Raw genomic sequence first — 20,556 nt, forward strand, 5'->3', positions numbered from 1 at the left:
CTAGGCCTCCCTCGCATAGCCGGGCAGGTAGGGCACGCCGGGCACGTCCAGGTCGCGCGGCCAGGCCACGCGGTTGGCTCCCTCGCAGGCGGCCGCGGCGTCCTCGTAGCGCTTCTCGCCGGACTCGGCCAGGCGGCGGCGCATGCCGACGGAGAGGGCGTGGGCCCACAGGCCCTCGGCCTGGGCCATGGCCTGGACGGCCGGTGCGTCGGCCAGAAGTCCCTCGGGCGTGTAGCTGATCACGCTGGAGCGCTTCTGGAAGTCGTAGACGCCCAGCGGGTTGGAGAAGCGCGCGGTGCCGCCGGTGGGCAGCGTGTGGTTGGGGCCGGCCACGTAGTCTCCCAGGGGCTCGGAGCTCCAGGCGCCCACGAAGATGGCGCCGGCGTTGCGGATCTTGCCCAGGAGACCCATGGCGTCCTCGCAGTGCAGCTCCAGGTGCTCGGGCGCCACCACGTTGACGGCCTCGGCGGCCGCGTCGAGCGTGTCGGCCACCACGATGACGCCGCGGTTGTCCAGGCTCGCGCGGGTGACCTCCTCGCGCGGGGACTGGGCCACCAGGCGCTCGACGGCCGCAAGGACGCGGTCGGGCAGCGTGGCGTCGCAGGTCACCAGGTAGCAGCTGGCAAGCGGGTCGTGCTCGGCCTGGGCCATGAGGTCGGCGGCCACCACCACGGGGTCGGCGGTGGCGTCGGCCAGCACGCACACCTCGGAGGGGCCGGCCACCATGTCGATGCCCACGTCGCCCGAGACGTAGCGCTTGGCGGCCGCCACGTAGGCGTTGCCGGGGCCGACGATCTTGTCGCACGCGGAGATGGACTCCGTGCCGTAGGCCACGGCGCCGATGGCCTGGGCGCCGCCGACGGCGTAGACCTCGTCGACGCCGGCCAGGGCAGCGGCGGCCAGGGTGTAGGCCGAGAGGGACCCGTCACGCTGGGGCGGGGTCACCATGACCACGCGCGGCACGCCGGCCACCTTGGCGGGAATGGTGTCCATGAGCACGGTGGAGGGGTACTGGGCGCGGCCGCCGGGCACGTAGACGGCTGCGGAGGCCACCGGCGTCACCTGGACGCCCAGCAGCGTCCCGTCCGGGCGCGTGGTGAACCAGGACTCCTCGCGCTCCTTCTGGTGGAAGGCCAGGATCTGGTCGCGGGCGCGGGTGAGAGACTCCAGAAACTCCGGGTCAACCATGGACGGGGCGGCCTTGACCAGCTCGTCCGGCACGCGGAAGCTCTCGGGGCAGGCGCCGTCAAAGCGCGTGCAGTACTCGCGCACCGCGGCGTCTCCGCGGTCGCGCACGTCGCGGACGATGTCCTCGGCGGCGTCCATGACCTCGCGCGGCAGTGCCCCGGAGCGGTTGAGGTCGGCCTGCGTGAGGGCGCGGCCGCCGGTGAGTTCTACCTTCCTCATTGCTATGCCTCCTTGGTGGTGGCGCTGACCTCGGCGAGACGTGCCGCCAGGTCGCGGATTCTCTTGTCGCAGCGATAGGCCGCCGGGCCCGCGAAGAAGCGGGCGGTGCACTCCATGACGTCGTCGACGATGACGAGGTCGTTCTCGCGCAGGGTGGTTCCGGTGGCCGTGATGTCAACGATGCGGTCGGTCATGCCCACGATGGGGCCGAGCTCGATGTTGCCGTGGAGCGTGAGGATGTCCACCTGCTGGCCGATGCGGTCGTAGTACTGCTGGGTGATGCGGGGGTACTTGGTTGCCACGCGCACGGTGCCGCGCCAGCGGTAGTTGCGCTCCGCCTGGCCGGCGTTGGCCGCGGGCTCGGCCACGACGAAGCGGCAGCCGCCGTAGCGCAGGTCGACGAGCTGCAGCAGGTCGAGGCCGGCCTCGATGAGGGAGTCCTTGCCGCAGATGCCGCAGTCGGCGCCGCCGTGTCCCACGAAGGCAGGCGCGTCCTGGGCGCGCACGATGACGTACTCCACGTCGCCAGCCGAGATGATGAGCTTGCGGCCGGGGTCGGCGAGCTCCTCGGTGGGCAGGCCCACCGCCTCGAGGACGCGCAGGGTGTCCTTGAACAGGGAGCCCTTGGGCACGGCGATGCGCAGCGGGCGGGAGGCCACGCGCACGCCCGGCGTCACCACGCCGGAGTCGCCGGGCTCGCCCAGGACCTCCTGGAGGCGCTCCAGCGAGACGGCAAAGCCGCAGGCGGCAAGGCCGGGGCGGCCGAGGTTTGCCAGGACGGCGTCGTAGCGGCCGCCGGAGGCCAGGCTCGCGGCGATGCCCTCCGAGTAGGCCTTGAAGATGATGCCGGTGTAGTAGTCGAAGGAGTTGATGATGGAGAAGTCAAAGCTCGCGCGGCCGTCGTCAAAGAGGTCACCGAGCTTGGCCACAAGCGCGCGGAGCTCCTGGCAGCCGCGCTCGGCCACGGGCACGTCGGCCTCGGCCAGCAGGGCGTCGATCTTGTCGATGACCTCGAGGCCGCCGTGCATGCGCGGGATTGCGTGCAGGGCGCGCACGGCGGAGGGCTTGAGCGTGGGGGTGGCGTCCACGAGCTCGTCGAGGGTGACGAGGTCGGAGTCGTGCACCAAGGCAAGGACCCTCTCGCGGAAGTCGGGCGAGGGGGCGCAATTGGCCAGCAGGGCCGTCAGGGGCGTGACCGAGCCAAAGACCACGCGCCAGGCGGGAACGCCCAGCTTGGCCAGGACCTCGGCGAGGAGGGCCACGACCTCGATCTCCGCCGCGGCGCCGTCGGTGCCCACCAGCTCCACGCCAAGCTGGGTGAACTGGCGGGGCTGGCCGCGCAGCGAGGGCTCCTCGCGCACGACGGGCGCCGCGTAGCGGAAGCGCGCCGGCAGGCTGCCGGCGTCCACGCGGCCGGCCACCAGGCGGGCGACGGGCAGCGTCAGGTCCGGACGCAGGACGAGCAGGGTCCCGTCCGTGTCAAAGAGCTGGAAGGGGGAGTCCTTGAGGCGGCCGCCGCGCTCCAGGGCGGCGCGGTCCTCCAGGAGCGGGGTCTCCACGGGCAGGTACCCATGGGCGCTGAAGCACTCGCGGACCTCGTTGGTGATTCTCTCCCTGGCAAGGGCCTCCTGCGGGAGGATGTCGCGGAAGCCGCGCGCGGTGCCTGCAATCACGTTCTTGTCCCTTCTCGCCACGCCTGTCGCTGTGTGGTGTCACTTTAGCACGCTAAAGTGACAGGGAGTCACTGCTCACACACTCGTAACGTTGCGCCGCCGAGAAGGGCGCGGGCCGGCCCCCTAGCGACGGGCGAAGCGGCGGACCAGGCCGTTGATGAGCTTGGCCTCGGGCATGTTGAAGATGAAGGCCAGGCCGTAGGTGACCGCGACGGCGGGCAGTCCGGCAAGCACGCAATAGAGCATGGAGAGCATGGTGTTGCCCGCGCAGTTGCCCATAAAGAAGGCGAGGACGCCCAGGACGATGAAGCCCACGATGCCGCCCGCAAGGCCCAGGAGGAGCGACTTCACAAAGGCGGCGATGACCTTGGAGAGGCCGAGCGGGCCCAGGTTCTTGCGCAGGCTGACGAAGACGACCACGTCAATGAGCAGGAAGAACACCGTGGACGAGAAGGCCACGAAGTTGAGGCCGAAGTACTGGGTGAAGACCAGCAGCATGACCACCTGCACCACGGAGGCAATGACGCTAGCCAGGGCGTACAGGCCCATGCGGCGCATGGCCGAGACAACCTTCTGCAGGTACATGCAGATGGCGTAGAAGGGCAGCGTGAGCGCGTACGTACCCAGGTAGTCTGCCGTCATCTGGAGCGCCTCGGGATCGAACTTGCCGGCCGCCAGGATGGAGATGAGCGGCACGGAGAAGACCATCAGGAAGATCATGAACGGCACCATGAAGAAGAGAATCTGGCTCACGCCGGAGGTGAGGCCGCGCACGAAGGACCCGCGGTCCTCCTTGGCCCAGCTGTCGGAGAGCTCCGTGAACATGGCCGTGGTGATGGGCACCGTGAGGATGGCGTAGGGCAGGGTGTACCAGAGGCGCGCGTAGTAGGTGATGGAGGCGCCGGTGGCCACCACGGAGAGCGAGGCGGAGGACTGCACCGAGGTGGTCACGAAGGAGGACGCCATCACGATGACGGACGGCACCCCGATCTTGAGCGTCTCCTTGAGCAGCGGGTCGTGCAGGTCTATGCGGAAGCGCAGGCGGATGCCGTGGCGGTACATCGACGGCATCTGGCAGACCACCTGGACCAGGACGCCCAGCGGGTTGCCCAGGGCAAGCAGCACGAGGGCCAGCTGGGGGTTGGAGTCGGCCAGGAAGGCGTAGGCAAAGAAGGAGGCCGTGGTCACGAAGTTGTTGAAGATGGGGGCCGCGGAGCTCCAGAAGTAGTCCCTCTCCGCGTTGAGCACGCCCGAGAAGATGGACGAGAGCGCATACAGGACGACCTCTATGACAAAGAACCTGAAGAAGTAGACCGAGAGGTCAAAGTCAAAGTCCGAGGTTGCCGAGAAGGACTGCGTGTAGACGAGCTGCGCGGCAAAGACGAAGCCCAGCACCGTCACCGCGCCCATCAGCACCAGGACGATGGAGACCAGGTTTGAGGTGTACTCGCTGGCCCCCTTGGTGCCGGCCTTCTCGCGCACGGACATGTAGACCGGCAGGAAGGCCGTGGTGAGCATGCCCGCCACCACGAGCTCGTAGAGCTGGTTGGGCAGGTTGTTGGCAATGGAGTAGCAGCTTGCCATGACCGTGACGCCGATGGCGTAGGCCTGGCCCCAGGTGCGGAAGAAGCCCGTGAGGCGGCTCACGATGACGAGCACGCTCATCAGGGCCGCGGAGCGGCCCACCTGGGCGGTCTTGGCCTCGGCGGAATCCTCGGCGGGGACGACCTGCTGGGCGGCAGGCGCCTCCCCGGTCTTGGCCTCGCTGCCCCTCATGTGCCTGGGCTGGTAGCTCACCTCTGCGCTCCTTCTTCTGACGAAACAACACAAGGGGCGATTGTCTCACCGTCGCGGGGAGCGGGACCTGCCACGGGTCAAAGCGCCGCCAAAGAACACAACGACAAGGGCCGGACGCAAGGAGCGGCAGGGGGCACCACGGGCGAGAAGCGCCCGCCTACTGGGTGATGTCGGCCAGCGTGGCCCCCAGGAAGGCGACGAGCTCCGACGGATCGAGGCGCAACGAGAGGCCGCGGCGCCCGCCGGAGATGCCGATGGCGTCATAGAGCTGGGCCGTCTCGTCGATGATCGTCGGGAAGGCCTTCTTCATGCCCACCGGGGTGCACCCGCCACGGACGTAGCCCGTCACGGCCTCGAGGTCCTTGATGGGCATCAGCGAGAGGGACTTCTCGCCAGCGGCCGCGGCGGCCTTCTTGAGGTCAACCTCGCAGGCGACGGGGATGCAGCAGACCACGTGGTCCCCGCCCGGGGCCACGCAGACGAGCGTCTTGAAGGAGGAGTCCGGGTCCTCCCCCAGCTGCTCGGCTATGCGCACGCCCACGCCGCGGGAGACGTCGGTCTCCTCGAACTCCTGGACCCCGTAGCCAATGCCCGCCCGGTCAAGCTCCCGCATGGCATTGGTCTTCTGCACCTTCTCGCGCTTTGACATGCCCTACTCCCCCTTTGCGGCCTGGCGGGCGCGGTCGCGCTCGAGGATGGGGGCGAGGAAGCGGCCGGTGTGGCTCTCGGGCACCTTGGCCACCTGCTCGGGGGTGCCGTAGGCGACCACGGTGCCACCGCCGTTACCGCCCTCGGGACCCATGTCCAGGATGCGGTCGGCCATCTTGATGACGTCCAGGTTGTGCTCGATGACAAGCACCGTGTTGCCGGCGTCAACCAGGCGCTCCAGCACCTCGACGAGCTGGCGGACGTCCTCGAAGTGAAGGCCCGTGGTCGGCTCGTCCAGGATGTAGAAGGTCTTGCCCGTCTGCTGGCGGTGGAGCTCCTTGGCCAGCTTCACGCGCTGCGCCTCTCCGCCGGAGAGGGTGGTTGCGGGCTGGCCCAGGTGGATGTAGCCCAGGCCCACGTCGTGCAGGGTCTGCAGCTTGTTCTTGATCTTGGGGATGTTGGTGAAGAAGGCCAAAGCCTCGCTCACCGTCATGTCCAGCACGTCGGAGATGGTCTTGCCGTGGTAGGTGACCTCGAGCGTCTCCCTGTTGTAGCGCTTGCCGTGGCAGACCTCGCAGGGGACGTAGACGTCTGGCAGGAAGTTCATCTCAATCTTGATCTGGCCGTCTCCCTTGCAGGCCTCGCAGCGGCCGCCCGGCACGTTGAACGAGAAACGCCCGGGGCCGTAGCCGCGCACGCGGCTCTCCGGCACGGAGGCAAAGAGCGCCCGCAGGTCGTCCCACAGGCCGATGTAGGTGGCCGGGTTTGAGCGCGGCGTGCGGCCGATGGGAGACTGGTCGATGTCGATGACCTTGTCGATGAGCTCCACGCCTTCGAGCCTCTTGTACGGGCCCACGGGGCGCTTGGAGCGGTGGACGGCATTGGTGAGCGCCGGGGCCAGGGTGTCTGTCACCAGCGAGCTCTTGCCGCTGCCGGAGACGCCCGTGACCACGGTGAGCGTGCCCAACTCCACCTTGGCGGTGACGCCCTTGAGGTTGTTGGCCGAGGCCCCCACCACCTTGATGGCGCCGCGCCGCGGGTTGCGGCGCTTTGCCGGCAGCTCTATCTGGCGCAGCCCGGTGAGGTAGGCGCCCGTGACGGAGTCCGGGTTGGCGGCGATCTCTTCCGGCGTGCCGGCGGCCACCACATGCCCGCCCAGCTCGCCCGCGCCCGGGCCCATGTCTATGACGTAGTCCGCCGCGCGGATGGTGTCCTCGTCGTGCTCGACCACGATGACGGTGTTGCCCTGGTCCCTCAGGCTCTTGAGGGTGGCGATGAGGCGGTCGTTGTCGCGCTGGTGCAGGCCGATGGAGGGCTCGTCCAGGATGTAGAGCACACCCATGAGGCCGGCGCCGATCTGCGTGGCCAGGCGGATGCGCTGCGCCTCTCCGCCGGAGAGGGTGGCCGCGGCGCGGGACAGCGTGAGGTAGTCGAGGCCCACGTTGACCAGGAAGCGCAGGCGCGCGCGGATCTCCTTGACGATGGGCCCGGCAATGACCAGCTGGCGCTCCTCGAGCCTGAGCTGGTCAAAGAACTCCAGGCTCTCCCTGCAGGAGAGCTCGCAGACGTCCCAGATGCTCTTGTCGCCAACGGTGACGGCCAGAATCTCCGGCTTCAGGCGGGCGCCGTCGCACGTGGTGCAGGGCACCTCGCGGATGTACTTCTCCAAGTGGGTGCGCATGGTCTCCGACGTGGTCTCCTGGTACTTGTCGAAGAGAATCTTGCGCACGCCCGAGAACGTGGTGAGCCAGCTGGTGTCGCGCCCGTCGCGCGTGTGGTAGTCAACGCGGATCTTCTTGTCTCCCAGACCGCCGAGAAGGACGTCCTGCGCCTTCTTGGGCAGCTCCGACCAGGGCGTCTGGTCGGAGACGCCGATGTGGCGGCACACGGCCGAGAGGATCTGCGGGTAGTAGTTGGAGTTGCCGAAGAGGCTCCCGAAGACGCCGCCAGCCACGGAGAGGGACGGGTCCTCGATGAGGGCCTCCGCGTCCACGATCTTGCGGAGACCCAGGCCGTCGCAGTCCGGGCAGGCGCCGTAGGGGGCGTTGAACGAGAAGTCGCGCGGCTGGAGGTCATCCATGGAGTGGCCGTGCTCGGGGCAGGCGAGCGCCAGAGAGTACTGGAGCAGCTCTCCTGGAATGCCCTCGGGGTCCTGGCGGTCCGGCAGGAGCCAGAAGCCCACCTTGCCCTGCGCGAGCTTGGTTGCCTGCTCCACGGCCTCCGCGATGCGCCCGAGGGAGTTCTCGCGGATGACGATGCGGTCCACCACCACCTCGACGGTGTGCTTGAGCTTCTTCTCGAGCTTGATCTCATCGTCGAGCTCGCGCACCTCGCCGTCCACGCGGACGCGCGAGAAGCCCTCGTGCCGCAGGTCGTCGAAGAGCTTTGCGTACTCGCCCTTGCGGCCCAGTACCACCGGAGCGAGGACCAGCGCACGCCTGCCCTGGGCGTGCGCCAGGACCTTGTCGGCCACCTGGTCGGTGGTCTGGCGCTCGATGACGCGGCCGCACTCCGGGCAGTGCGGGGTGCCCACGCGCGCGTACAGCAGGCGCAGGTAGTCGTAGATCTCCGTCACGGTGCCCACCGTGGAGCGGGGGTTTCTGGACGTGGTCTTCTGGTCAATGGAGACTGCCGGGGAGAGGCCGTCGATGGAGTCCAGGTCCGGCTTGTCCATCTGCCCGAGGAACTGGCGGGCGTAACTGGAGAGGCTCTCCACGTAGCGGCGCTGCCCCTCGGCGTAGATGGTGTCGAAGGCCAGGCTCGACTTGCCCGAGCCCGAAAGGCCCGTGATGACGACGAGCTTGTCCCTCGGGATGTCCACGTCCACGTTGGCGAGGTTGTGCTCCCTCGCGCCACGAATGGTGATTGCCTCCTGGGCCATGCGTCTCTCCCCCAGCGTTGCTCCTATTGGTCGGAACAGTCTAGCATGAAACACCAAACACTTGTACTAAACAGCCGTCCCGCGGACAAAAGCCACGGGACGGCCAACGCAGCTATGGGTCACGGTGCGGGCGGGCGCGAGCCGTCACGCAAGCCAGTAGCGGTTCACGCCGGCGTCGTCCTTCTCGCGGCGTATGCGGCCGCAGCACACCAGGTGGTCCAGGTGCGCCACACTCTCGCTCACGAGGAACCACCGCGTGAGGGCCGGGACCTTCTCCCAGGTCTCGAAGGGCGCGTGCCAGCCCAGGGAGGGCACCAGCTCGCGGCCCGTGGAGCCGGGACGCTCCCCCACGGCGGCCAGGGCGCGCTCGCTCCTGCGCTCGTGGTGCGCCACGTTGCCCAGGCACCGCTCGGCGAGCACCCCCTCCTGGACGCCGTGGCCCAGGAAGGCGTGCTCCACGCCCATGTCGGCCACGCGTCGCAGCGTGGAGAGCTGGTCTCCCAGGGCGTCGTCGGAGCCGCCCCAGAAGCAGATGCAGGTGGAACAGGCGTAGAGGACCACGTCGCCCGTGAAGGCCAGGCCGCGCTCGGGCAGCCACAGGGCGGTCTGCCCCGGCATGTGGCCCGGCACCGGCACCGTCTTGAACTCCCAGCGGCCGCAGCGCACCACGTCGCCGGCGGCCAGCACCCGACAGGGCACCTCGTCGCGCTCGAAGTCCGTGACGTGGGCCCAGATGGAGTTGGCCATCTCCTCGGCCTCGGCGGCGCCGACGCCCTCCCCCACCAGGCGCTCCGCCATGTAGTCGCAGTACGTCGGCGTGGAGAAGCGCCTCATGTCGGCAAGCGTGGCGCGGGAGAGCGTCACCCTCACGCCGGCCTCCGCGAGCTCGCGCGCCTGGCCGGAGTGGTCGATGTGCGCGTGCGTGCAGAAGAGCGTGGCGTGGGCGGGGTCCACCCCCAGGCGCACGAGGGCGCGCATGAGGCGGGTGTCGTTGTAGTCGTCGGGGGTGCCGGTGTCCACGATGAGCGTCTCTGCCCCGTCGCGCACCACGAAGACGTTGACGGAGGGCAGGAAGGTCTGGCTCATGAGCAGCTCGACGCGCCAGACCTCGGGCTCGTCGAAGACGCGCGCGCAGGCAAATCCGTCGGAGTCCAGCGCGAACGCTCGGGCGTCGCTCACGACGCCCGAGATGCGCTCCTCGCGGGACTCCGCGGCCATGGCCGTCTGGCCGCCCTGGCCAGCCGCGCTAGTCAACGAGCACCTTCACGCAGATCTTCTTGAGCGCGGCGGGCTCGTCCACGCAGCAACCGGGCTTGTGGGCGTCCTCGGGCGGCGTGACCACGATGTCGCCCTCGTGCAGGGTGACCCAGGCCTCGCGGGCGGGGTTGGCGTACAGGCCGAAGTCATCGGCCTCGTTGAAGTCGCAGACGGGCTCGACCTCGTCGATGGGGGCCACGGCCAGGCGCTCGACGCCGCTGATGACGTAGTGGATGTCGGCGTAGCGACGGTGGGCCTCGTAGTTCTTCTCGCCCGCGGGGACGGTGGTGAACTCCATGACGTTGGCAAAGACCTCGTCGCCCATGATGTCGTGGCGGCCGCACTCGATGGCGGACATGTCGGTGGCGGCAAGCCACGCGAGCGCCCTCTGGAAGCGCTCGGAGGAGATGTCGTTGTGGGACGCGTTCTTGATGGACGAGAAGAGCATGCGTGCCTCCTTGTGGTCAGTTACGGCGCAAGGCGCCCAGTTGCTCCCTACTATACGCTCCCGCGGGAGGCACTTCTCGCTTCTCGCCCGCGCAGCACGACGGCTGTGCTATAAGTGAGCCGAGGTTAACTTAAACCATGGCTAACTTTTGGGAGGAGACAGGTCATGAGGGGACCGGAGCCCTATCTGGTGGTTGACGGGCTGATGAAGCACTACGGCGACGGCGAGGCGCGCGTCCAGGTGCTCGACGGCATAACCACCAAGATCATGCGCGGGGAGGTGTGCGTCATGCTGGGCCCGTCCGGCTCGGGCAAGTCCACCTTCCTGAACCTCATCGGCGGCCTGGAGGACGCCGACGGCGGCCACGTCAGCGTGGGCGGCTGCGAGCTCACGGCCCTCGGGGCGCGCGAGCTGGGCGAGTACCGCCGCCGCGAGCTGGGGTTTGTCTTCCAGTTCTACAACCTCGTGCCCGACCTCACCATCCGCGAGAACATCGAGGTCACGGCGCACCTCTCGAGCGATCCTCTGCCCATGGAGGACCTGCTGCGGTCCCTGGGCCTGTGGGAGCACCGCGACAAGTTCCCCCGGCAGGTCTCCGGCGGCCAGCAGCAGCGCTGCGCCATAGGACGCGCGCTGGTCAAGAACCCCGGGCTCATCCTGTGCGACGAGCCCACCGGCGCCCTCGACTACAAGACCTCCAAGGAGGTCCTCGAGCTCATGGAGCACGTCAACCGCGAGTACGGCTGCACCATCGTCATGGTGACGCACAACGCCGCCATTGCCGGAATGGCCGACCGTGTGCTGCGCCTACGCGACGGCAGGCTCGTGGAGGACCAGGTCAACGAGGCGCCGGTCAGCGCCGCCGAGCTGGATTGGTAGGCGCCCCATGACCCCGCTAGCCAGGCGGCTCCCCCGCGAGCTGCGAAAGGACATAGGCAAGTACCTCGGCATCTTCCTGCTCATGTGCGGCTGCGTGGCCTTGACCTCGGGCTTTCTGCTGGCCGCGCACTCCATCGACGTCATCATGGACGGCATGCGTGACGAGTACGCCATTGAGGACGGCCGCGTGACCACCAGCTTCAGGGCCACCGACGTCCAGCTCGACGCCATGCGCCGGGCGGCCGAGGGCGCGGGCGGCGTCGACGTCTACGAGAACTTCTCCATTGACGCGCGCTTTCGCCACGCGCAGGGAGACGACGGGACCAGCCGCACGCTGCGCACCTACGTCCACCGCACGCAGGTGGACCTCGCCGCCTACTGCGAGGGACGCGAGCCGGCCGCCGACGACGAGGTGGCCGTCGACCGCGTCTTTGCAGCCAACAACGGCCTCTCCTTGGGCGACGAGGTCCTTCTCTGCGGGCGCGCCTACTGCGTGACGGGCATCCTCACCCTGCCCGACAGCCAGGCCCTCTTTGCCAGCAACTCCGACTTCACGGTCAACACGCTCACCTACGGCGTGGCCGAGGTCACGCCCGGGGGCTTTGCCGCCCTGGAGGCCGCCGGGGGCGCCCCGGCCTACACGTACTCCTTCTGCTTTGCGGACCGAGGCCTCACCGTGGCCCAGCGCACCGACGCCGAGAAGGACATGGTCAGCGCCCTCACCGACGCCGACGCGCGCGTCGACGAGCTCATAGACGCCGACTCCAACCAGGGCATTGGCTACGCGGCCGACGACGTCTCCGGCGACTCGGCCATGTGGACCACGCTCCTGGACATCATCATCGTCATCATGGCCTTCGTCTTCGTGGTGCTGACCAACGCCACCATCGAGGAGGAGAGCGCCGTCATAGGAACGCTCATGGCGAGCGGCTACCGCCGCCGGGAGCTGGTCCTGCACTACCTGGCGCTTCCCGCCGCGGTGGGGCTTCTCGCCGCCGGGCTGGGCACCGCGCTGGGCGTGGTGCTCTTCACCAGCCCCATGCGCGACCTCTACTACGGCAGCTACAGCCTGCCGCCCTTCCACGTGAGCTGGGACTGGAGCATCTTCGTCAAGACGGCCGTGGTCCCCTCCGCGCTTCTCGTCGGCATCACGCTGCTGGCGCTGCTTCACAAGACGAGAAGGACTCCCCTGCAGTTCCTTCGCCACGAGGCGTCCGGCAAGTCCGGCACCAGGCGCGGCGTGAGGCTCCCCGAGCGCCTAGGGTTTGTCGCCCGCTTCCGCCTGCGCGTCTTCCTGCGCAACCTGGGCAACTTTGCCACGCTCTTCGTGGGCATCGGCTTTGCCTCGCTGCTGCTCCTCTTCAGCCTGGCCATCCTCCCCACCATGACCCACTACGCCGACAACCTCGAGAGCAGCCTGGTGGCCCGCCACCAGTACGTGCTCAAGGCGCCGCTGGAGCTCGAGGGCACCAGCGACCAGCGCGCCCAGTGGGCCGCCGTCGAGCGCCTGCAGGCCGTGGACGGCGCCGTCCCCTCACGCGCACAGGACGCGGCCGACGGGCTTGAGGACGCGCTCGCCTCGCTGGCGGCCGTCCCCGGCATGGACGCCGTGGCGGCCGTCCAGGACGCGCGGGCAGAGCTCTCCGCGCGCCTGGGCGAGGTGGCGGACGCCCTGGGATGCACCCGCGACAAGGTGGTCGACCTTCTCGACGAGGCATCAAGGGTTGACGCGGACGACGAGGACGCGCACCCCGTGAACACCACGGACAACGGCGCCGAGGCAATCTCGCAGGCCGAGAAGTACGCCGTCTACACGCTGCAGTACGACCGCGGCGAGGGCAACGGCGAGGAGACCGTCAGCGTCTACGGCGTCTCGCCCGACTCCCGCTACTGGAAGGGGCCGCCTGTTGGCGGCGGGCGCGTGGTCTTTGGCGGCGGCCTGGTGGACAAGTTCGGCTTTGCCGCGGGCGACTCCGCGAGCCTCTACGACAAGTACGAGGACAGGGTCCACGAGCTCGTCTTTGACGGGACCACCTGGGGCTCAAAGTCCGACATGAACCTCTACATGAGCCTCGACGACTTCAACGGGCTCTTTGGCAACGCCGACGGCTACTTCAACGCCTACGTCAGCGACGAGGAGCTGCGGCTTGACTCGCTCTTCTTTGCGAGCGAGACCACGCCTGACGATATGCGCGCCATCGGCGACCAGTTCACGGGCATGATGGACGACATGATCGGCATGCTGGTGGGGCTCTCTGTCTTTATCTACCTGCTCTTCATCTACCTGCTCACCAAGGCGGTCATCGACAGGAGCGCGCGCTCCATCAGCTACATGAAGGTCTTTGGCTACCGTGACGCAGAGATCTCCAGGCTCTACGTGCGCTCTATCACGCTGTGCGTGGCGGCGTCGCTGGTGCTGTGTCTGCCGCTGATCATTGGCAGCCTGACGGCCATCTTCCGCGCGATGCTGATCAGCTACAACGGAAACATCGAGATCTTCGTGCCGTGGTCGGCCATGGCCGAGACCCTCGTCGCGGGCTTCGTGACCTACCTTGCGGTGGCGGCGTTGCACACGCGCTCCATCCGGCGGGTGCCCCTCTCCGAGGCGCTGAAGGTCCAGGAGTAGGCGGGGCCAGGCGCGGCGGAAGCGGGGCACAGGCTCCATCGGGGCGGTCCAGGCGGGCCGTCCCTTTTTGTGGCCCTATACTTCAGGGGACCAGCTACGATGAGGAGGAGCATGAGCGGCCAGACTGTCCCGGAGATTGAGTTCAGGACCTACGACCATCTGCCCGAGGAGGCCAGCCAGCGATGACCCTCTTCATCGACGCCGACGCCTGCCCCGTCACGGCTGACGCGCTCGCGGTGGCCCGCCGTGCGGGCGTGGCGGTGGTCATTGCGGGAAACACCACGCAGAACCTGGAGCGGCACGTCAGGCCGGGAGACCCGCGCGACGCCGCGCATGCCAGGCGCGGCTTCTGGGTTGACACGCTGGCCGTGAGCACCGGCGCCGACTCGGCGGACTTTGCCATCGTGGAGTCCCTGCAGCCGGGAGACGTCGTGGTCACGCAGGACATCGGCCTGGCCGCAATGGTCCTCGGGCGCGGCGCCCGGGCCATTGGTGTGAGGGGACGCGTCTACAGCACCGCCACCATAGACTCTGACCTGTTCATCCGTGCCGAGGAGAAGAAGGTGCGCCGGGCAGGAGGGCGCACTAAGGGCCCCTCCGCCTTCACCGACCGCGACCGCAAACGCTTCGTGGAGAACCTCGAGGGCCTTCTGGGCATCTGGTAGGGTTCGCGGCGGATTCGCCGCCCCTCCCGCCCCCAAATCCGGTCGGGAGGGGCGTCGCCCTGCGCAGAAGTCCCCTTCGTGCGAGTGTTTTCCAAAAGTTTGTGCAGAAGTCCCCTTCGTGTGAGCCTGTTTTTGCCCCTTTTGGCGTTTTTGGCCTTCCGCCGATCACAAAAGCCCAGTTGGCAAATTCCAGATACTCGGCCAGGCCCCGAAATGGGCTCACACGAAGGGGACTTCTGCACGCTGGAATCGAAATCACTCACACGAAGGGGACTTCTGCGCAAGGAAAGACTCTCGGGCAGCCAATGACCCCGCCCGAGCTCTCGCCGACCCCCCTAAAGCTCCAGCCGCATGAGTACGACCTCCTGCCAGCCGGACGTCCGGGAGCGGAAAGCCAGCGGGTTGCGCCCAAACTCCACGAAGCCCAGGCTCCGGTAGAGACCGATGGCGCTCGCGTTGTCCGCGACGACCTCGAGCTCCGCCTGGACGTAGCCCATCTGCCTGGCGCACTCGAGGCAGGCCTCCATCAGCGCACGGCCAATGCCGCGGCCCCAATACGCGCACAGGATGGAGATCCCCAGCTCGCAGCGGTGCCTGTTCTTGAAGCGCCGTCCGATGGGGTCCACGCTCGCCGTGCCCACGATCTTGCCGCCAACCACGGCACAGACCTCGACGCACCGCGGGCTCTCCGCGCGTCCGGCAAGCTCGTCCGCAAACCGTCCCTCGTCAAGCGAGTTCTCGTCCGGGTAGCTCAGCAGGTAGTCGGTCTCCGCGTGCGTGACCTGGAAGACGTCAAAGCACTCGCGGGCATCCGACGCCTCGGCACTCCTGAGCAGGCACGCGTTGCCGTCCTTGAGGACGACGTCCCTCCGGTACCTCATGGCCCTCCCCTTCCTCGCGCAACCCCCTCGCGCAATCGTGGGTATTTGCCGCCAGGCGCATGCCCTTGGCGGTTTGGGTTCATAATAGGCCAGCAAAACCGAGGGCAGGAGGCACCATGGCACAGGACGAATCGCAGGGCACGGGTCAGGAGAGCGTCCGCGAGCCGAGACTCGCCGACTGTGACATGCGCCCCGCCACCGTCGATGACGTGCCCGCCATCGTCGCCACGCTCGAGGCCGGCCGCTCCCTTCTGGCCGCCGACGGCATCGACCAGTGGCAGAACGGCACCGGCCCCGACGTAGACCTCGTGACCGAGGACGTCGCGCGCGGCTGGGGCCGCGTCTTCCTCGTTGACGGGCAGGTGGCGGCCACCGCGGCACTCATAGATGAGCCCGAGCCCAACTATGCGCGCATGCTCGAGGGCGCGTGGCGGGTACTCGAGGGCGAAGCCGCGCCCGCCGGCGCCTCCTCGGCCTACGCGACCATCCACCGCGTGGCCGTGGCCCCCGCCTTCCGCGGCATGCATGTGGCACAGCGCTTCTACGCACGGCTCATAGAGGAGGCGCGCGCCCGCGGCTTCGCGGAGATTCGCGCGGACACCCATGCCGACAACGTCCGCATGCAGCACGTCATTGCCAGCACCGGCTTCACGCGGGCGGGAACCGTCTGCATGGACGGCAACGAGGCCGACCAGCGCTGGGCCTATCAGCTCTTTCTGTAGCAGCCGCCCCGGCGAGGAGCCCGAGGCCGAGCTCGTGGCCATCGCCGACGCCTTCGAGGGCGCCCGCGCGACCGCCGAGGCCGCCGGTGTGCCGTTCTACACCGACCCGACCCAGATGATGGACGAGGTCAAGCCCGAGGGCGTCATCATCGCCACCCCCAACGGCCTGCACCTCTCCGTTGCCCGCGAGGCCGTCAAGCGCGGCATCGTGCCCCTGGTCGAGAAGCCCATTTCCGACAACCTCGAGGACGCCCAGGCCTTTGCCGCCGAGGCCGAGGATGCCGGCGTGCCCGTGCTCGTGGGCCAGCACCGTCGCCACAACCCCTTCGTCCAGAAGGCCAAGCAGATCATCGAGGGCGGCGAGCTGGGCAAGCTCACCGTCAGCTCCTTCCACTACATGATCTACAAGAACGACGAGTACTTCGACGTGGAGTGGCGCCGCAAGAAGGGCGCCGGCCCCATCCTGGTCAACCTCGTCCACGACGTGGACCTTCTCCGCTACCTGCTGGGCGAGCCCATCGCCGTCCAAGGCATGCAGTCCAGCGCGGCCCGCGGCTTTGAGACCGAGGACTCCGCCGTCGTCAACGTGCGCTTCGCCGACGGCTCCCTGGCGTCCATGACCATCTCCGACGCCACCGCCTCCCCCTGGAACTGGGAGGCCACCGCTCGCGAGGACCCGCAGTACCGCCCGTTTGACGCCGACGCCTACTTCATCGGCGGCACCAAGGGGGCCCTGTCCCTGCCGCGCCTGCACCAGGTGAGCTACGACGGCGCCTCCAGCTGGCATAAGCCCCTCAAGCTGGACGTCCCCGCCGTTGACCCGGCCCTGCCCCACAAGATGCAGCTCAAGCACTTCGTGCGCGTCGTCCGCCGCGAGGAGGAGCCCGTGGTGACCCCCGCCGACAACGTCAAGACCCTGCGCACCCTGAACGCCATCAAGCAGGCCGCCGAGACCGGCGAGCTCGTGGAGCTGTAAAGAAGCCAGATGCACTCGCACGACCAACGACGCCCTTCTCGCCAGCACGGCGAGAAGGGCGTTATTTGCGGCGGCGGGTTCTTCTCACCTGTCCTCGCCGTCCCCCGCCCCCCGCCGTTCCTTTCCTGAATCGACGTTTGGCACCCATTTGAGAGACCCAGATGTCGATTTAGGAAAGGAACGGCAAATCGGCGAGAAGGGCAGCCGCCGACGGCTGCGCTACAATGGCCACCACAGCGAGGAGGCAGCCATGGCATCCAGGAGAAACGTCGTCTTTGACATGGGAAACGTGCTCATGACCTTTGACGGGCACGAGTTCTCGCGGGCATTCACCAGCAGCAAGGAGGACGCGCAGGCGCTCTATGAGGGAACCTTCGGGCGCGTGGAGTGGTCGCTGCTTGACTCGGGCGCCATCGACCACCAGACCATGCTGCGCGTGGCCCTAGCGCACACGCCCGAGCGGCTGCACGCATGTGTCCGCGAGTGCCTGGCCCACTGGCCCGAGCACTCGCGCGTCATCGAGCCCACCAACGAGCTGGCGCGCCATCTGCACGAGGCCGGCTGGGGCGTCTACGTGCTCTCCAACGCCTCGGACCGCATCGAGGAGCAGCTCAGCCACGCGCCCGTCTTCGGCGTCCTCGACGGCATCGTGGTCTCCGGCCGCGAGCGCCTCATGAAGCCCGGCACCACCATCTTCCAGCTGCTCTGCAGACGCTACGGGCTCGACCCCGCCACATGCGTCTTCGTGGACGACAACCCCGACAACTGCGAGGCCACGCGCGTGGCCGGCATGACGGCATTCCACTACACCGGGGACGTCGAGGCGCTGGAGGAGTGCCTGAAAGCACTCGGGTAGAAGTCTCCCGTCACGTATTCCTCATCATCGAGTCTGCTACATGCAGCTATGTCTACGACACGGGATCCATGCCGTGATCAGTCGACCGCTACCTAGATGAAAACCCTGCCCCCTACGACACCTCGATATAGCGCCTGGCTTCCAACCACGTCTCCTCACACCAAACGCGCCCCTCTCGCCAGCAACTGAACTGCACCCCAAAACTTGGACGGCTTAAATAAGAACTACGCCGCAAGGGACTGTCTCCGGAACTCCTCCGGGGTCAGTCCCTTCAGTTTAACCTGGCGCCTCCTCGTGTTCCAATGGACCACGAAGTCGTCGAGGTCCGCCTTGAAGGACTCGAAGTCCGGCCACGTCCTTCCACGGAAGAACTCGTCCTTGATGTGGCCGAACACCTGCTCCGTCGCGCCGTTGTCGATGCAGTTGCCCTTCCGGGACATGCTCTGCACCACGCCGGCCTCCTCCAACCGCCTGCACCAACCGGCCTGCTGGTACTGCCAGCCCATGTCCGAGTGCAGGATCGGCCTGGAGCCCTTGGGCTTCTTGGACACGAGCTGGTCGAGCAGCTCGTGCTGCTGAGCCATGTTGGGGTGCAGCGACGTGGACCAGGCGACGATCTCCTTGCTGCCGAAGTCGTAGACCGGCGCGAAGTAGGCCTTGCCCCAGGGCTGCTTGAACTCGGTGACGTCGGTGCCCATCTTTTCCCACGGCCCGTCGGCGGCGAAGTCCCTGCCGATGACGTTCTCGAAGGTCTTTCCGACCTTGCCCCTGTACGAGTTGTACCTGTGGTAGTCGGTCTCGCGGCGGATCCCGCAGCTGATGCCCATCTCGCGCATCATCTTCAGCGTCGTCTTGTAGGCTATGCGCACGCCCTGCTCGGCGCGCAGGCACATGGCGATCTGCCTGTGGCCGCACCCGTTGGCGGTGCGCGAGAATATCTCGGCGGCGGCCTCCCAGAGCTCGGGCCTGGTGGGAGCCTTCGGGTGCGACAGCGCGTAGTAGTAGCTGGACCGGGCCATGCCGGCGCACTCCAGCAGGCGCCCCAGCCCGTGCCCCTCTTCGCGCAGGACCCTCACGGCCTCGACCTTCGCCCTGGTCAGAGCCCGTCCCTCTCGACCAGGGCACGCAATTTTTTTAGGTAGGCCACCTCGGTCTCGAGCCTTCGGCAGCGCTCCTCGAGCTCCTCCTCGCGGGTCCGCGGCCTCGCCTTGGAACCGCTCGGCCGGCCCTTGGGCCTCGGGCGCAGGGCCTCCGCGCCGCCCCGGCGGTATAGCGCGCACCACTTCTTGAGCGGCGACATCGACATTATGCCGAACGCCGCCATCGCCTCGGCCTTCGTCATGCCGCCGTCGACCACGGCGGAGGCTGCGGCGACCTTCTGCTCGTATGCGTACCTGGCCTGCTTGCCGTCCATGGATAGCAGCACCCCGCTTCCGAACGACCGGTATACGCAGAGCCATTGTCTCACGGTTCCGCGCGGGACCGACAGCGCCTTCGCCGCAGACTTGTAGCCGTTGCCTCGCTCGAAGAGCCCGATCGCCGCCTTCCTGGCCTCGATGTCGTGCTTCACCCTCAAGTCGACACGCATAAAAAGCCTCCCATTTCTCGTGTCCAAGAAATGGGAGGCAGTTCAACGGCGAGAGGGGCGCGTCTTCGTTACGTCATCGAACCCGTCCCAAGTCTGCGCAAAAAGGAACACGTCCCCAATTTGCGGGGGCGGGGCTAGATGCGGTCGGCGATCTGGCGGATGAGGGCCTCGGTCTTGTCCCAGCCAAGGCAGGCGTCGGTGATGGACTTGCCGTAGACGCCGCCATCCACGGACTGGTTGCCGTCCTCAAGGTAGGACTCCACCATGAAGCCCTTGACCATGCCGGCGATGTCCTGGTTGCGGCGGCAGGAGTCCAGGACCTCCTTGCAGATGCGGGTCTGCTCGAGCGGGCGCTTGCCGGAGTTGTCGTGGTTGCAGTCCACCACCACAGAGGGGTTCTCGAAGGTCTCGCTCGTGTAGCGGCTGGCCAGGCGCTCCAGGTGCTCGTAGTGGTAGTTGGGGTAGTTGCGGCCGTCCAGGCCGATGTAGCCGCGCAGCACGGCGTGGGCCAGCGGGTTGCCCTCGGTGGAGACCTCCCAGTTGCGGAAGATGAAGGACTGCTTGGCCTGGGCCGCGTAGATGGAGTTCATCATCACGGTGGTGGAGCCGGCGGTGGGGTTCTTCATGCCCACGGGCACGGAGATGCCGCTGGCCACCAGGCGGTGCTCCTGGTTCTCAACCGAGCGGGCGCCCACGGCCACGTAGGAGAGAAGGTCAACCAGGTACTGGTAGTTGGAGGGGTAGAGCATCTCGTCGGCCGTGAAGAAGCCCGTCTCCTCAATGACGCGCAGATGCATGTGGCGGATGGCCTTCACGCCCTCCAGCAGGTCATCGGGGGCCTCGGGGTCCGGGTTGTGGAGAAGGCCCTTGTAGCCGGTGCCCTTGGTGCGCGGCTTGTTGGTGTAGACGCGCGGGATGACGACGAGCTTGTCCCTGACCTCGTCGGCCACGCCGGCCAGGTGGTTCATGTAGTCCAGCACGGAGTCCTCGCGGTCCGCGGAGCACGGGCCGATGATGAGCACGCGGCGCTTGTCCTCGCCGCGGAAGATGTCGGCCACCTCCTGGTCAAAGGCAACCTTCTTCTGGGCCATCTCGGCCGAGAGGGGCATCTCCTCGCGGATCTCCGCGGGAATGGGAAGCTTGCGCTTGAAGTTCATTGCCATGTGGTTCTCCCTGTTCAGGTTGTTGCTCGTTGCATTATCGTGGCCGCGTCGCACCCGCGCAACCGCGTGCGGCTAACATGTAACCGTCC

At 67.7% G+C, this 20,556-nt stretch carries 17 protein-coding genes; 6 read left to right on the forward strand and 11 right to left on the reverse strand.

Annotation, left to right across the window (positions count from 1 at the left end; all coding sequences use genetic code 11):
• The 7 genes from hisD to DXV50_RS05480 form a co-directional block, all read right to left on the reverse strand.
• Positions 1-1,407 carry a histidinol dehydrogenase gene (gene hisD, locus DXV50_RS05450; RefSeq protein WP_117205213.1) on the reverse strand — a complete coding sequence of 469 codons (1,407 nt, stop codon included), beginning with the start codon at positions 1,405-1,407 and terminating at the stop codon, positions 1-3.
• A 2-nt stretch (positions 1,408-1,409) separates the two neighbouring features.
• Positions 1,410-3,080, reverse strand: coding sequence for an ATP phosphoribosyltransferase (gene hisG, locus DXV50_RS05455; RefSeq protein WP_117205215.1), 1,671 nt, complete (start codon positions 3,078-3,080; stop codon positions 1,410-1,412).
• A gap of 123 nt (positions 3,081-3,203) precedes the next feature.
• Positions 3,204-4,877, reverse strand: a complete 1,674-nt coding sequence (gene murJ / locus DXV50_RS05460) for a murein biosynthesis integral membrane protein MurJ (protein WP_232817465.1) — start codon at positions 4,875-4,877, stop codon at positions 3,204-3,206.
• A 157-nt stretch (positions 4,878-5,034) separates the two neighbouring features.
• Complete coding sequence (ybaK, locus tag DXV50_RS05465; protein WP_117205217.1) at positions 5,035-5,526, reverse strand: Cys-tRNA(Pro) deacylase; 492 nt, start codon at positions 5,524-5,526, stop codon at positions 5,035-5,037.
• Positions 5,527-5,529: 3 nt separating this feature from the next.
• Complete coding sequence (gene uvrA, locus DXV50_RS05470) at positions 5,530-8,406, reverse strand: excinuclease ABC subunit UvrA (protein ID WP_117205219.1); 2,877 nt, start codon at positions 8,404-8,406, stop codon at positions 5,530-5,532.
• 144 nt (positions 8,407-8,550) lie between these two features.
• Positions 8,551-9,660: an MBL fold metallo-hydrolase gene (locus tag DXV50_RS05475; protein WP_117205221.1), complete on the reverse strand. Its 1,110-nt coding sequence runs from the start codon at positions 9,658-9,660 to the stop codon at positions 8,551-8,553.
• Positions 9,653-10,111, reverse strand: coding sequence for a YhcH/YjgK/YiaL family protein (locus DXV50_RS05480; RefSeq protein WP_117205223.1), 459 nt, complete (start codon positions 10,109-10,111; stop codon positions 9,653-9,655). The genes DXV50_RS05475 and DXV50_RS05480 overlap by 8 nt, the downstream gene beginning before the upstream one ends.
• Before the next feature lie 165 nt (positions 10,112-10,276).
• Here DXV50_RS05480 and DXV50_RS05485 point away from each other — a divergent pair, with 165 nt between their 5' ends.
• The 3 genes from DXV50_RS05485 to DXV50_RS05495 all read left to right on the forward strand — a co-directional run bounded on the left by DXV50_RS05485 (position 10,277) and on the right by DXV50_RS05495 (position 14,281).
• Positions 10,277-10,990, forward strand: coding sequence for an ABC transporter ATP-binding protein (locus DXV50_RS05485; RefSeq protein ID WP_117205225.1), 714 nt, complete (start codon positions 10,277-10,279; stop codon positions 10,988-10,990).
• 7 nt (positions 10,991-10,997) lie between these two features.
• The gene (locus tag DXV50_RS05490) at positions 10,998-13,616 is read left to right on the forward strand and encodes an ABC transporter permease (RefSeq protein ID WP_117205227.1); all 2,619 of its coding nucleotides are present in this window, start codon (positions 10,998-11,000) and stop codon (positions 13,614-13,616) included.
• A 182-nt stretch (positions 13,617-13,798) separates the two neighbouring features.
• Positions 13,799-14,281 (forward strand): YaiI/YqxD family protein, encoded by a 483-nt coding sequence (locus tag DXV50_RS05495; RefSeq protein ID WP_117205229.1) that lies wholly within the window; start codon positions 13,799-13,801, stop codon positions 14,279-14,281.
• Between the two features lie 335 nt (positions 14,282-14,616).
• Here DXV50_RS05495 and DXV50_RS05500 read toward each other — a convergent pair whose 3' ends face one another.
• Positions 14,617-15,162, reverse strand: coding sequence for a GNAT family N-acetyltransferase (locus tag DXV50_RS05500; RefSeq protein ID WP_117205231.1), 546 nt, complete (start codon positions 15,160-15,162; stop codon positions 14,617-14,619).
• Positions 15,163-15,278: 116 nt separating this feature from the next.
• Between DXV50_RS05500 and DXV50_RS05505 the strand changes: the two genes are divergently transcribed.
• From DXV50_RS05505 to DXV50_RS05515, 3 genes are all read left to right on the forward strand, one after another.
• Positions 15,279-15,884, forward strand: a complete 606-nt coding sequence (locus DXV50_RS05505; protein WP_157966969.1) for a GNAT family N-acetyltransferase — start codon at positions 15,279-15,281, stop codon at positions 15,882-15,884.
• Positions 15,766-16,860 (forward strand): Gfo/Idh/MocA family protein, encoded by a 1,095-nt coding sequence (locus DXV50_RS05510; RefSeq protein WP_269801607.1) that lies wholly within the window; start codon positions 15,766-15,768, stop codon positions 16,858-16,860. Before DXV50_RS05505 ends, DXV50_RS05510 begins: the two co-directional genes overlap by 119 nt.
• Positions 16,861-17,110: 250 nt before the next feature.
• A complete protein-coding gene (locus DXV50_RS05515) occupies positions 17,111-17,716 on the forward strand; it encodes an HAD family hydrolase (RefSeq protein WP_117205233.1) in 606 nt (201 codons plus the stop codon).
• A 224-nt stretch (positions 17,717-17,940) separates the two neighbouring features.
• Here DXV50_RS05515 and DXV50_RS05520 read toward each other — a convergent pair whose 3' ends face one another.
• The 3 genes from DXV50_RS05520 to DXV50_RS05530 form a co-directional block, all read right to left on the reverse strand.
• A complete protein-coding gene (locus DXV50_RS05520; RefSeq protein ID WP_198666371.1) occupies positions 17,941-18,792 on the reverse strand; it encodes an IS3 family transposase in 852 nt (283 codons plus the stop codon).
• A gap of 20 nt (positions 18,793-18,812) precedes the next feature.
• On the reverse strand, positions 18,813-19,304 hold the full coding sequence (locus DXV50_RS05525; RefSeq protein ID WP_117205235.1) for a helix-turn-helix domain-containing protein: 492 nt from the start codon (positions 19,302-19,304) through the stop codon (positions 18,813-18,815).
• A 134-nt stretch (positions 19,305-19,438) separates the two neighbouring features.
• On the reverse strand, positions 19,439-20,467 hold the full coding sequence (locus tag DXV50_RS05530) for a 3-deoxy-7-phosphoheptulonate synthase (RefSeq protein ID WP_117205236.1): 1,029 nt from the start codon (positions 20,465-20,467) through the stop codon (positions 19,439-19,441).
• Positions 20,468-20,556 lie beyond the last annotated feature (89 nt).

Source organism: Paratractidigestivibacter faecalis, from assembly GCF_003416765.1.
Lineage (GTDB): Bacteria > Actinomycetota > Coriobacteriia > Coriobacteriales > Atopobiaceae > Paratractidigestivibacter > Paratractidigestivibacter faecalis.